General features: G+C 41.0%; 14 protein-coding genes. 8 read left to right on the top strand and 6 right to left on the bottom strand.

Annotated elements, in window-relative coordinates:
* From HZC45_03610 to HZC45_03580, 7 genes are all read left to right on the top strand, one after another.
* Positions 1–333, top strand: a 333-nt coding sequence (locus HZC45_03610; protein ID MBI5682245.1) for a site-specific DNA-methyltransferase, incomplete at its 5' end; no start/stop codon positions are given.
* 40 nt (positions 334–373) lie between these two features.
* Complete coding sequence (locus tag HZC45_03605) at positions 374–1339, top strand: alpha-ketoacid dehydrogenase subunit beta (protein MBI5682244.1); 966 nt, start codon at positions 374–376, stop codon at positions 1337–1339.
* The gene (gene alr / locus HZC45_03600; protein MBI5682243.1) at positions 1339–2457 is read left to right on the top strand and encodes an alanine racemase; all 1119 of its coding nucleotides are present in this window, start codon (positions 1339–1341) and stop codon (positions 2455–2457) included. The genes HZC45_03605 and alr overlap by 1 nt, the downstream gene beginning before the upstream one ends.
* Before the next feature lie 45 nt (positions 2458–2502).
* Positions 2503–3276, top strand: coding sequence for an ABC transporter permease (locus tag HZC45_03595; GenBank protein MBI5682242.1), 774 nt, complete (start codon positions 2503–2505; stop codon positions 3274–3276).
* Between the two features lie 113 nt (positions 3277–3389).
* The gene (locus HZC45_03590) at positions 3390–4139 is read left to right on the top strand and encodes an ABC transporter ATP-binding protein (protein MBI5682241.1); all 750 of its coding nucleotides are present in this window, start codon (positions 3390–3392) and stop codon (positions 4137–4139) included.
* Between the two features lie 58 nt (positions 4140–4197).
* Entirely contained in the window at positions 4198–5742 is a 1545-nt protein-coding gene (locus HZC45_03585; protein MBI5682240.1) for an MCE family protein, read from the top strand.
* Between the two features lie 20 nt (positions 5743–5762).
* A complete protein-coding gene (locus HZC45_03580; protein MBI5682239.1) occupies positions 5763–7040 on the top strand; it encodes a DUF4445 domain-containing protein in 1278 nt (425 codons plus the stop codon).
* A 66-nt stretch (positions 7041–7106) separates the two neighbouring features.
* On the opposite strand, the gene mnmA is transcribed toward HZC45_03580, so the two are convergent.
* The 6 genes from mnmA to rsmI form a co-directional block, all read right to left on the bottom strand.
* The gene (gene mnmA, locus HZC45_03575) at positions 7107–8201 is read right to left on the bottom strand and encodes a tRNA 2-thiouridine(34) synthase MnmA (protein MBI5682238.1); all 1095 of its coding nucleotides are present in this window, start codon (positions 8199–8201) and stop codon (positions 7107–7109) included.
* A gap of 128 nt (positions 8202–8329) precedes the next feature.
* Positions 8330–8701, bottom strand: coding sequence for a Fe-S cluster assembly scaffold protein NifU (gene nifU / locus HZC45_03570; protein ID MBI5682237.1), 372 nt, complete (start codon positions 8699–8701; stop codon positions 8330–8332).
* A gap of 13 nt (positions 8702–8714) precedes the next feature.
* Positions 8715–9926 carry a cysteine desulfurase NifS gene (gene nifS, locus HZC45_03565; protein ID MBI5682236.1) on the bottom strand — a complete coding sequence of 404 codons (1212 nt, stop codon included), beginning with the start codon at positions 9924–9926 and terminating at the stop codon, positions 8715–8717.
* 67 nt (positions 9927–9993) lie between these two features.
* Positions 9994–10212: a hypothetical protein gene (locus tag HZC45_03560; GenBank protein MBI5682235.1), complete on the bottom strand. Its 219-nt coding sequence runs from the start codon at positions 10210–10212 to the stop codon at positions 9994–9996.
* A gap of 22 nt (positions 10213–10234) precedes the next feature.
* The gene (locus HZC45_03555) at positions 10235–12241 is read right to left on the bottom strand and encodes a cation-translocating P-type ATPase (GenBank protein ID MBI5682234.1); all 2007 of its coding nucleotides are present in this window, start codon (positions 12239–12241) and stop codon (positions 10235–10237) included.
* Between the two features lie 25 nt (positions 12242–12266).
* The gene (rsmI, locus tag HZC45_03550; protein MBI5682233.1) at positions 12267–12842 is read right to left on the bottom strand and encodes a 16S rRNA (cytidine(1402)-2'-O)-methyltransferase; all 576 of its coding nucleotides are present in this window, start codon (positions 12840–12842) and stop codon (positions 12267–12269) included.
* A 62-nt stretch (positions 12843–12904) separates the two neighbouring features.
* On the opposite strand from rsmI, the gene HZC45_03545 reads away from it, so the two are divergent.
* Positions 12905–13429, top strand: a 525-nt coding sequence (locus HZC45_03545; protein ID MBI5682232.1) for a UDP-2,3-diacylglucosamine diphosphatase, incomplete at its 3' end; no start/stop codon positions are given.

Raw genomic sequence — 13429 nt, 5'->3', positions numbered from 1 at the left:
GTGCCGAGAAAAAAGATTTTTGCGGATGAAAAAGAAGGCAAAAAAATGCAGGATATTTGGGAATTTAAAGACCCGCAATATCCATCGTATCCTACAGAAAAAAACTTGGAATTGTTGAAATTTATAATTCAGTCTTCCTCTAACGAAGGGGATTTGATTTTGGATTGCTTTTGCGGCTCAGGAACAACTTTAATTGCAGCGCAGGAATTAAATAGAAATTGGATAGGCATTGATAAATCAGAACATGCGATTAAAGTAACTAAAAAAAAGTTGGCGGAAATACCATCAAGTTTATTTTCACGGGTTGAATATGAGATGCTGATTCAAAAATAGGTGTGTAGAGATAAAACAAGAAGTTGGCAAAGGATACGATATGGCGCGAATAAACATGGTTCAGGCAATAAATCTTGCGCTAAAGCAGGAGATGGAAAAAGACAAGGATGTTGTGATTCTTGGAGAAGATGTCGGCAGGGACGGCGGTGTCTTCAGAATCACAGAGGGTATTGTTGAAAAATTTCCTGATAGGATTTTTGATATGCCTCTGGCTGAATCAGGGATTATCGGCGCTGCAATAGGCATGGCAGTCTATGGATTAAAGCCTGTTGCAGAAATCCAGTTCATGGGATTTACATATGCAGCGTTGGAGCAACTTTTTTCACACGCAGCAAGAATCCGCTCCCGTTCAAGGGGAAGATGCACATGCCCTATGGTTTTAAGGACGCCTTATGGCATAGGCATAAAGGCGCCTGAACTTCATTCAGAATCTACAGAGGCTCTTTTCTGCCATGTAGCAGGTTTAAAGGTTGTTGTGCCATCAACGCCGTCCAATGCAAAAGGGCTTTTAATATCAGCAATAAGAGACCCTGACCCTGTGATATTTCTTGAGCCGTCAAGGGCATACCGGGCAGTAAAAGAGGATGTGCCGGATGAGGAATACACAATCCCGCTTGGCAAGGCAGAGGTTGTTCAGGAAGGCAGGGATATTACTGTTGTTGCATGGGGGAGCATGCTGCACAGGACACTTGACAGCATAGATGGATTTGATGCAGATATAGAGGTGATTGATTTGATGACCCTGTCTCCGTTTGATGAGGAGACTGTTATAAAATCAGTTAAAAAGACAGGAAAGCTTGTTATTGTGCATGAGGCTGCAAAAAACTGCGGGCTTGGCGCTGAGATTTCAGCGACCATTGCAGAGGAGGCGATGCTGTATTTAAAGTCTCCAATAATCAGGGTTGCAGGTTTTGATACTGTTATACCATTTGCAAAACTTGAAGACCATTATGCCCCTGCAACACAGCGGATTGTAATGGCATTAAGAAAGATAATGGAATACTAATGATAAAAAGACCAACCACTGCATTTATATACAGAGATGCAATCAGATATAACTACCTTCAATTAAAAAAACACCTCGCAGATAATGTCCACATCCTTGCAGTTGTAAAGGCAGATGCATACGGACACGGCGCTGTGGATGTATCAAAGACCCTTGAAAAAGCAGGCTGTAGGCATTTTGGCGTTGCTATACTTGAAGAGGCGGCTCTACTGCGGGAAGCAGGCATAAGTTCAGAGATAATTATTTTGGGCGGTATATATGAGGGACAGGAAAGTGATATTATAAGATATAATCTTACGCCTGTAGTATTTGATGAAAATACCATTGTCTCTTTGAATAACACAGCAGCAGAAAGGGAGCAAAAGGTTAATATCCATGTTAAGGTGGATACAGGTATGGGAAGACTCGGCATTTTGCCGCAGGATGTAGTGCCGTTTTTTCGTAAATTAAAAGGGTTAAAAAATATTGCAGTAGAGGGTATCCTTACCCACCTTGCTGAAATAGATGAAAATAAGATGGGTTTTTCAGAAGAGCAGATAGGTTCTTTTTTAAAGATAATTAATATTATCAAGGAATTTGGCTTTGAGCCTTTGTACAGACACATCGCAAACAGTGCGGCAATAGTTAATCTTCCATCTGCGCACTTTAATCTTGTAAGACCGGGCATAATGTTGTATGGTGCATATCCTGTAAAAAAACTCGAGAAAAAGATTCCCTTAAAATCTGTTATGGAGTTAAAGACACGGATAGTTCAGTTAAAACGGCTGCCAAAGGGCTGCCCTGTAAGTTATGGCAGAACATTTATTGCAGAAAGGGAAAGTGCTATAGCAGTTATCCCTATAGGTTATGGAGACGGCTATCCAAGACATCTTTCAAATAAAGGCGAGATGCTTGTGCGCGGCACGCGGGCAAGGGTTGCAGGGGTTGTGTGTATGGATTTGACAATGCTGGATGTTACAGATATAAATGATGTTCAGGAAGGGGACGAGGTTACTGTTATAGGCAGGGATGGCAAAGAGGAAATTTTAGTAGAAGAATTATCTGAAAAGGCAGGGACGATCCCTTATGAAATTATGTGCAATATAGGCAAACGGGTTCCAAGGGTGTATATAAACTAACAACTGATACCCAAAATCCGATTTAGGATTTTGGGGTAACTGAATATGAGAGCTCTTTTTGAATATATAGGCAAATTGACTGAGGGCTTTATAAGTACAGCAGGGGGCATGGCAATCATGCTTTATCAGGCTGCTTTGTGGATGTTTGTCCCTCCGTTTAAATTGCGGAACATCTTCAAACAGATGGAGTTTGTGGGCGTAAAGAGCATGTTCGTTGTCCTCCTGACAGGTTCATTTACAGGCATGGTTCTGGCCCTCCAGAGTTACAACGCACTCAAAAGGTTTGGCGCAGAAAGTCTGGTTGGACCAACTGTTGCTTTAAGTATGGCAAGAGAACTGGGACCGGTTTTAACAGGTCTTATGGTTACAGGAAGGGCAGGCTCTGCAATGGCAACAGAACTAGCCACAATGCGGGTTACAGAACAGATAGATGCCCTCTATACAATGGCTGTAAATCCGATAAAGTATCTTGTTGCCCCGCGGCTCCTTGCCGGCATACTGATGCTGCCTGTCCTGACAGTGATTGCAGATTTCATAGGTGTTGCAGGCGGATATTTTATCAGTGTTAATCTACTGAATATAAACCCTGGCGTGTATATAGGCAGGACTGTTGATTTTGTAAAGGTTGAAGATATATTTGATGGACTTACAAAATCGTTCTTTTTTGGACTCATCCTTTCTCTTGTAGCATGTTACAATGGTTTTTATGCAAAGGGCGGCGCTGAAGGGGTTGGGAGGGCAGCAACTACATCTGTTGTTATGTCATCTGTACTGATACTGATTGCAGACTATATCCTGACATCAATTATGTTCAAGTAAATGAGTTAAGGAGTTGGGGAGTTAAAGAGTTAGCAGATAAATATTGATATTGAATGGCATTTGTTGTATTAACTCTTAAACTCCTAAACTCCTAAACTCTTTAACTCATAAAAATGATAAAGATTAGGGAACTCAAGAAATACTTTAACAGCACGAAAAAGGTGCTGGACGGCGTTGACCTTGATATTGAGCAGGGCAAGATTACTGTTATTATAGGCAGAAGCGGCGAGGGCAAGAGCGTCCTTATAAAGCATATAATAGGACTTCTGAAACCTGATTATGGGAGCATCACTGTTGATGATGAAGAATTGACTTCCATGGACGAAAGGCATCTGAATATTTTAAGAAAAAGGTTTGGCATGCTTTTTCAGAGCGCTGCCCTGTTTGACTCAATGACAGTTGCAGAAAATGTCGGCTTCCCGTTAAAAGAACATACTGATATGGATGACAAGACAATAATGAATATAGTCATAGATAAATTAAAGCGGGTTGGTCTGGTTGGTGTAGAAAATATGATGCCTGCTGATTTAAGCGGCGGCATGAAAAAAAGGGTGGGACTTGCGAGGGCTATTGTAATGGACCCTGAAATTGTCCTGTTTGATGAACCGACAACAGGGCTTGACCCTATCATGTCAGATTCTATAGCGGATTTAATGCTTACTACACAGAGAGGTTTAAAGACAACATATGTTGCAATAACCCATGATATACCGCTCACATATAAGATAGCAGATAAGATTGCAATGCTTCATGAAGGTAAGATAATAGAGACAGGCACAGTTGATGAGATGAAATCTTCATCAAATCCTGTTTTAAGGCAGTTTCTGGAAGGTCGTGCAGAGGGACCGATAAAGGTGTATTAAAGGCAGTGGTTAGTGAATAGTGTTTAGTTGTTAGTAAGAACCAATAACGGAGTAATTGATGTTTAAATTCTCTTCAGAGGCAAAAGTTGGGGTATTCGTACTTCTGGGTGTGGCAATCCTAGTATATATGTCTTTAAAGATTGGCGGCATTCAATTTGGCAGAGGCGAGGGTTATGAGGTATCTGCCAAGATGCCTTCTGCTTCAGGGCTTGACAAGGATGCCTCTGTGCGAATTGCAGGGGTTGAGGTTGGAAGGGTCAAAGATATAATCCTTGAGGACAACAAGGCAAAGGTTATAATGAGGATACATCCTGATGTAAAACTTGGTTCAGATTTTGTTGCTGTCCTAAAGACAAAGGGGCTGCTTGGAGAAAGGTATCTGGAACTTATACCGGGCTCGCCTAATGCGCCTTTAGTGGAACCAGGCGGAGAAATTACAAGGGTTACAACATATACAGATATGGACAGGCTCGTAGGGCAGTTGAGCGAGATTGCAACAGACATAAAGGCAGTAAGTTCATCTGTAAGCAATGTCATTGGCGGTGGCGAAGGAGAGGCAGTTTTAAGGCGGATTGTAACCAATATTGAAGAACTTACTACAAACCTTAATACTGTGGTTGCCTCTAATGATGAGAAGTTTTCCAGAATGCTTACAAATTTTGAAGATTTCTCAAAGGTGCTAAAAGATAAAAGTCCTGAAATAGCCAGCAGCATGAAGACTATAACAGATAATTTGAATCAGGTGATTGCAGAAAACAGGGATAACCTGAAAGGCGGCATAAGCAACCTTAAGGATGCATCAATAAAACTTGAAGAGACCATGGAGACATTAAATAAACTTGCAAAAAATGTTGAGCCTAAAATAACTAATACTGTAGAATCTATTGGCGGCGCTGCCAAAAGGGTTGATGATACTGCATCCTCTATTGGAAATGTGGCAAAGAAGATTGAAAAAGGAGAAGGGACACTAGGTAAACTTATTAATGAAACAACCACCCATGACAACCTTAACAAGACACTTACAGGGATAAACACATATATCACAAAGGCAGAGCAGTTTAAGACATTCCTTGGGTTTAGGAGCGAATATCTTTTTGATGCAAGAGATGCAAAGAGTTACCTCTCTTTAAGAATCCAGCCTAAGGCTGACAAATATTACCTGCTGGAGGTTGTTGATGACCCAAGGGGGAGGAGAAGGACAAAGACAACAGACACAACAACAGGCGGGGTAACCACAACCACAAAAGAGGTTAGAACAGAGGATGAGATAAAATTTTCCGCCCAGATTGCCAAGAGATTTTATGATGTAACAGTAAGGGGAGGACTCATTGAGTCAACAGGCGGTTTTGCTGCTGATTACCATTTGTTGAATGACAAGTTAAAACTTACCTTTGAGGCATTTGACTTTGATAAAAGCCGCAATCCAAGGCTAAAGGCAGCAGCAACCTATTATCTTGGGAAATACTTTTTTGTTGCAGGCGGCTATGATGACTTTATAAGCAGGGTTGGCAATGAATCCCTCTTTATTGGTGCAGGCTTCCACTTTGACGATGAGGATATTAAATATCTGCTCACCAGCGTTCCATCTATATCAACAAAATAAAAATCATTGAGAGTTGAGAGTTGAGAGTTGAGAGTGGAAAAACAAAAAATAATAAACTTGGAGTTGCATTTGATATAGGCACGACAACAATAGTCGGCTCCCTTATTGACTTAGAAAATTGCAAAGAAAATAATACCGTCATCCTGCCTAATCCCCAAGCCAAATGGGGAAGGGATATCCTCTCAAGGATTACTGCAATAATTGATGAACCCGATACCCTCACAGCACATCAAAGGGAAGTTGTTAGTGCCTGCAACAAGATTATCAAAACACTTGCGGATTCTAATGATATAGGTATTGTTACTGCTGCAGGCAATTCTGCAATGGAACATATCTTATTAGGCATCTCACCTGCCCCCCTTGCAAAAGTTCCTTATAGGCCTGCATTTAAAGAGGCAAAGAAAATAAAACCCGCAGAAATCGGAATTGATATAAACCCAGAAGGCTCTGTATATGTCTTTCCTTTGATAGGCGGTTTTGTGGGAGGGGATACTGTCGCAGGCATCCTGTCAACAGAAATGCATAAATCAAATGAATACTGTCTTTTGATTGATATAGGGACAAATAATGAAACAGTGGTTGGTTCTAAAAAAGGCATTTTTGCCGCGTCTACAGCAGCAGGACCTGCCTTTGAAGGCGGGACAATAAAATATGGAATGATAGCGGAGAATGGCGCAATTCAGGGGATAGAGATTTTGGGGACAGATTTAAAATCTGTCCCCAGTTTCCTATTGGATGTCATTGGCAAAGGGAGTCCTAAAGGGATTTGCGGCTCAGGCATCATAGACTGTATTGCGAAATTACTGGATGCCGATATTATAGACAATACAGGGAGAATCAAAGACAGAGATGAGATAGAAGGCAATATTGCCAACAGGATAAAAGAGCAGGGTCAAGGGAATGAATTTGTTCTTTACAAAGATGCAAAGAGAGAAATAACTATTACGCAAAATGATGTCCGTGAAATCCAACTTGCAAAGGGTGCTATACAGGCAGGCATAAAACTGCTTTTAAAAAAGGCCGGGGTATGCCATGACAAGATTCATAAAGTATTCATAGCAGGCGCATTTGGAAGCAATATAAGGAAAGACAGCCTTTCCCGAATAGGTGTTATTAAAAAGGAGTGGCTTGACAGGGTAATATTTGTCGGCGATGCGGCGCTTGAAGGCGCAAAACTTGCCCTGTGCTCAGAAGAAAAAAAGATAGAGGCAGAGGAGATTGCAGAAAACACAAAGTATGTTTCGCTTTCAGGCAGTTCCCATTTTCAAGATGAGTTCTTGAAGGGGATGGGGTTCTGAACAAGCGCAAAATGTATGTCTGCAACACCATAAATCCAAAAAAGGCAGTTGCATTTTTCGGGTAAATCATAATATTTTCTCAATCCACCCTCCTCCAATAACCTCATCGCCTTTGTAAAATACGACCGCCTGCCCAGGTGTTACTGCACATTCGGGTTTTGAGAATTCCACCATTGCCCTCCCCTCCCCCAGCGGCTTAACAATGGATTTAACCCCTTTGTGTCTGTATCTAATCTTACTCTCAACTTCAATTGGCTCATTAAATTTTTCAATGCCAATCCAGTTTAATTCCTTTGCTGTCAAGCCGTTTGAAAATGCCTCTTCTCTATCGCCCACAACAACTCTGCCTGTCTTTGTGTCAATGTCTATGACATACTGGGGCTTGCCTCTTGCAATACCCAATCCCTTTCGCTGTCCGATTGTATATTTATATAAGCCGTTATGTCTTCCAAGTATATTGCCGTTTCTATCAACAATATCCCCTCCCCGTTCAATTACCCCCGTCCGCTTAAGTATAAAATCAAAATAATCCCTATCCTCTATAAAGCATATATCCTGACTCTCTTTTTTTTCAGCAGTCTTTAGCCCGAACCTTCTGGCATGGTTTCGGACATCCTGCTTTGTCATATCACCCAGAGGAAATATTATCCCAGACATCTGCTTCTGTGTTAATGTAAAAAGGAAATAGGACTGGTCTTTTGTTTTATCAACCCCTTTTAAAAGTCTGAATCTGCAAGCAGCATTATCATAAACAATTCTTGCATAATGACCTGTTGCAAGATAGTCTGCCTCCAGTTCCATTGCCTTTTTCAAAAGAACCTCAAACTTTAAAATCTGATTGCACTTTAAACACGGATTAGGGGTCTCTCCTTTCAGATAACTGGACACAAAATAGTCAACAACCTCTTTTGAAAAAACCTCCTCCATATTCAGAACATAAAATGGGATATCAAGTTTATCAGCCACCCTTCTGGCATCGTTTATATCATCTATGGAACAGCATGAACCAAATCTCTCCCTTTCGCCGTCTGTGTAATCCCACAACTGCATAGATATGCCTATGACATCAAAACCCTGCCCTTTTAAGATAGCAGCGGTGGTGGATGAATCCACACCACCGCTCATGGCAACAACAATTCTTTTGTTCTGGATTTTATTCATAAAATGTAGTTGCCCAATTTATTGGACGTATTGTAACTCAAGGCTTTAGCCTTGAAAAACTCAAACCTGAAGGTTTGAGTTACAAGAGCCGATAAATCGGCAGGCTAGACTTGGGAAATGATAAAACCTTATTTAGCGAGTTTCTTTTTGTAATCCTCTATCGCAGCATGAAGCGCATCTGCTGCAAGGTTTGAGCAGTGCATCTTCACAGGCGGGAGTCCGTCCAGAGCCTCTGCCACAGTCTGATTTGAAATCTTTTCTGCTTCGTCAAGATGCTTGCCTTTCACAAGTTCTGTTACCATTGAACTTGTTGCAATTGCTGCCCCGCACCCAAAGGTCTTGAACTTAACATCAGTAATAACATCATCATGAACCTTGATAGTTAGTTTCATTATATCCCCGCATGCAGGGTTGCCTACCATGCCTGCGCCATCAGGATTTACAATCTCACCAACATTTCTTGGGTTGCTGAAATGTTCCATTACCTTTTCGCTGTACATGTATATCCTCCAATTAGTGTTTGCAATTACTTGAGGCGAAACTTACATTTGCAGCCTTGCCCGCTGCCGCATCGTAAAGCGGAGACATTGCCCTCATCCTCTCAACCACAGGCGGCAGCATTTCTATAACATAGTTTATATCCTCTATAGTATTATCCCTGCCCATGCTGAACCTGACAGAGCCGTGAGAGACATCATGAGGGACACCCATTGCAACAAGGACATGCGAGGGTTCAAGAGAGCCTGATGTGCACGCAGAACCAGATGAGGCGGCAATGCCCTTCATGTCAAGATTTAAAAGCAATCCCTCGCCTTCAACAAACTCAAAACTTAAGTTGAGTGTATTAGGCAGCCTTTTTTCAGGGTGACCATTCAATTTTGTATACGGAATCTTTTCCATGAGACCTTTGTGAAGTCTGTCTCTTAAGGCAGTGAGTTTTTCAGATTCATCATCCATGTCCCTTATTCCAATTTCGCATGCCTTGCCAATTGCAGCAATCCCTGCCACATTTTCTGTGCCTGCCCTCCTGTTTCTCTCATGATGTCCGCCGTGAATAAGCGGCACAAGCCTTACCCCCCTTTTTAGATAAACTGCACCAATACCCTTTGGTGCATACAGTTTGTGACCGGATATTGTAAGAATATCCACATTTAGTTTCTTGACATCAATTGGGATTTTACTTGCTGCCTGAACAGCATCTGTATGGAATGTAATATTTCTCTCTTTCGCAATACAGCCTATCTCTTCAATCGGAAATATAACGCCTGTCTCATTATTTGCATACATTATGGTTATCAGAATGGTCTTTGGTGTAATTGCTTTTTTCATTTGCTCAAGGTCAATCATACCGTCTGAATCAACATCCAGAAATGTTACATCAAAACCTGTCTTTGCAAGATATTTGCAGGTATTAAGAACAGCAGGATGTTCAACCTTTGTAGTGATTATGTGATTGCCCTTATCCTTTTTTGATTCCGCTATCCCTTTGATTGCAAAATTATCACCCTCTGAACCACTGCTTGTAAATATGATTTCTGACACATCGCAGTTAAATAGTCGTGCAACATTTTCCCTTACCTCATCAACAATCTTCCGTGGGTTTCTCCCTGCCCAATGTATGCTTGAGGGATTACCAAAATCATCCTTTAAAAAAGGCAGCATTGCCTCATAGACCTCTGGATGAACAGGTGTTGTAGCATTGTGGTCAAGATAAATTCTTCTCAATTTGTTTCTCCCTGTTAAATCATTCTGATTTTCAGTATACCTTTACGAAGACAAAATTGTCAAATTCTTAATCACTGGTTTTTTCCTTAACCTTATCCTTTACCTTTTCAATCCCCTTTTCTATTTTGGGTGTAAGTTCCTTAAGTTTCTTTTCGTACTGTTCCAATTCTTCGCCTGCCTTTTCTGCCTCTTTGCCTGCCTTCTGCAGATACTTTCCACCGCCGAAATAGACAAAAAGTATGAGCAGTGTTATGCCGATAATTATGCCGAGTATAAGTTTTTTCATTCAATCCTCCTGTAAAGTTTTTTTACATACCCCTTGACTTTACCATCAGCCTTGATGCATTTGCTGCAATTACAAGTGTTGGCAGTTCCTCCAGTGCCGCTGCCATGACGGGTGTTAATATGCCAATGGATGCAAGCCCCATTGTGATTATATCCCATGTGATGCTTAAACCTATCCCCTGTCTGATAATCCTGTATGTATTTCTGCCAACCCCTATGGCTGCAGGAACTAAAGACCAGTCATCCCTCATAAGTGATACATGTGCTGCCTCTATTGCTACATCTGCGCCTGCTGCGCCCATTGCAATACCAACATCTGCCTGTGCTAATGCAGGTGCGTCATTTACACCATCACCAATCATGCAGACCTTAAATCCATCTATCTGAAGTCCTTTCACAACCCTTATCTTGTCTTCAGGCAAAAGATTTGCCTTATACTCTTCTATGCCGAGTTTCTTTGAAATACTTGATGCAACCCTTTCATTATCACCTGTTAAGATGATTAGTTTTTTTATTCCGATTTTCTTTAACTCTTTTATTGCATCAGGGGCATCATCCCGCAAAATATCAGCAACTGCAACAATGCCTATAACTGAAGGCTCTAGGCTAAAGGCTGAAGGGTTAGATGCAAGAAACAGTGCAGTTTTCCCTTCCGCCTCCATTGCCTGTGCCTTTGCTAATGTGGTCTCATGAATAGCAACTCCTTTTTCCTCCATGAGCCGCTGATTTCCAAATATTATATTCTTCCCTTCCACTGTCCCTGTAATGCCCCTGCCTATAAGATATTCAAACCCTTCCGGTTCAGGGATTTGCACCCCTTCTTTTTTAGCCTTTTTAATAATTGCAGATGCTATTGAGTGTTCAGAGTGTTTTTCTACACTCGCAGCAAACATCAAGATTTTTTCTCTACCGACTCCTAACACCTGACTTCCTACCTCTATTATATCCGTTACCTCTGGTCTCCCAAATGTTACAGTTCCTGTCTTGTCCATGACAACACAGTCAACCTTTGCTAGCGCCTCTAAATACAATCCACCTTTTATAAGAAGCCCTCTCCTGGCGCTGCTTCCGACACTGGCAATAACAGAGAGAGGCGTTGCAAGACCAACTGCACAAGGACATGCTGCAACAAGGACAGCAATAGAATATATAACTTTGCCTGAAACAATATAGGTAAGGATGGCAAAACTTACTGCTGACGGCAAAAAATAGGTGGTGAATCTGTCTGCAAATTTTTGCACAGGCGCCTTGTGTGCCTCTGCCTCCTCAACCAGTTTTATAATTTTCCCGAGTGTCGTATCCTCTCCAACCCTTATGGTTTTTATCTCCAGATAGCCATTCTCATTGAATGCAGCAGCAAAGACTTTATCACCTAAAGTCTTTTCAACAGGCATGCTTTCACCTGTAATATGCGATTGATTTACCGAACTCAAACCCTTTACCACAATGCCGTCCACAGGTATCTTTTCCCCGGGTCTTACAACCACAACATCGCCTAATTTCAATTTATTGACATCAACCTCTATCTCTCTTCCATCTATCTTTATCCTCGCTGTCTTTGGCGCAAGTTTTATAAGTTCCTTTATTGCCTGTCTTGACCTTGTTACAGTGAATTCTTCCAGATAATGGGCAAGGGTCATAAAGAATACTATCAGCATTGATGATGTATATTCACCAATAGCAAAAGCGCCGATAATGCCGATACTCATCATCAAATTAACATTTATCTGTTTGTTTATGATACCAATGACTGCCTTTTTAAATATCGGGTAACCCCCGAGCAGAATGGCAAGAAAGATTACGGGCAGGGGGATTACTTCCAGCCCTTTTTCCAGTAAACCGAGATATTCAAACCCAATCTCACCAAGGGCAACAATGCCAATGGCAGTTATAAAGACAAAGCGGAGGGTGTCTGCAAGGTTTGCTTTAGGCTTTTCAGAAGATGCGCAGTCACTACAGCAAACTCCTTCAACCTTTGGTTTAATAGTATTATTCTGGCTCTTGTTATTTAACATATTATCACTTTGCACTACTATTCTCCCTTTATCTTTAAACCTATTTTATATTTGTAATCTCCCTTGCAATAACAACATCAATATCGCCGCATATCTTTAATATGGTTTCAAGTGTATTTTTAAGTCTTGAAGGGGACTCATAAAAAACCGCAGTTCTCTTCTCTGTCCTTATCCTTAAAATGAGTTTTTCTGACTCGCCTTTACCTCTGGGCAGAAAACCTTCAAATACAAAACTATCAGTAGGAAGTCCTGAAACAGAAAGTGCTGTTATCATAGCAGAAGCCCCTGGTATCGGCACAGCATCTATTAAATTTTCTACTGCCATTTTCATAAGTTTGCAGCCGGGGTCTGATATGCCTGGTGTGCCTGCATCTGATACAAGCGCAACATCTTTGCCTTCTTTTATCTGTGATATTATAAATCTGCCCTTTGTTAGTTCATTATGCTCAAAATAACTTGTCAGAGGTGTCTTTATACCATAATGATTAAGGAGTTTTCTTGTATGCCTCGTATCCTCTGCTGCAATTAAATCAACATCTTTTAATGTCCGCAAGGCACGAAGGGTTATATCCTCCAGATTCCCTATAGGAGTTGCAACCACATAGAGTTTTCCCATTTAAAAAAAATAGCATAAATCCCTTGCAGAGTAAACCATATTGGAATATTATAAGAAATACTATGAAGGCAGTATTCATTTCAGATGCACACCTTAAAAACCTGTCTGACAACAACTACAAGACTTTGTTAAACTTCCTTGACAATCTTAAAAACACTAACCTCTTGGTAATACTTGGGGACATGTTTGACTTCTTTTCAGGATACAATAAAATCGCACACAAGCATCATAAACCTGTCCTTGATAGACTCTTAAATCTCAAAGATTCTGGCACAAAGATAATCTATCTTGAAGGCAATCACGATTTCTTTATGGGAAGATTTTTTACTGAAACACTTGAGGCGGATGTGTATTCTGATAATGCAGAAATAACCCTTGACGGCAAGAAGATTTTTATGGCACACGGTGATATGATAAACAAAAAGGATTACGGATACAGGGCGCTTAGAGTGTTTTTGCGCTCATGGTTTATAAGACTTGTTTTTAATATACTGCCTTCAGTAGTAGTATGGCGGATTGCAAACTATATGTCAAAAAGCAGCAGGCAATATCTTGGCAAAGGGTTTTATGATGAGGCATTATTTTTT

Source organism: Deltaproteobacteria bacterium, from assembly GCA_016223005.1.
Classification (GTDB): Bacteria; Desulfobacterota; GWC2-55-46; order UBA9637; family GWC2-42-11; genus JACRPW01.
Note: the sequence above shows the minus strand (reverse complement) of the source record. Positions and strands in the feature narration are given on the sequence as shown.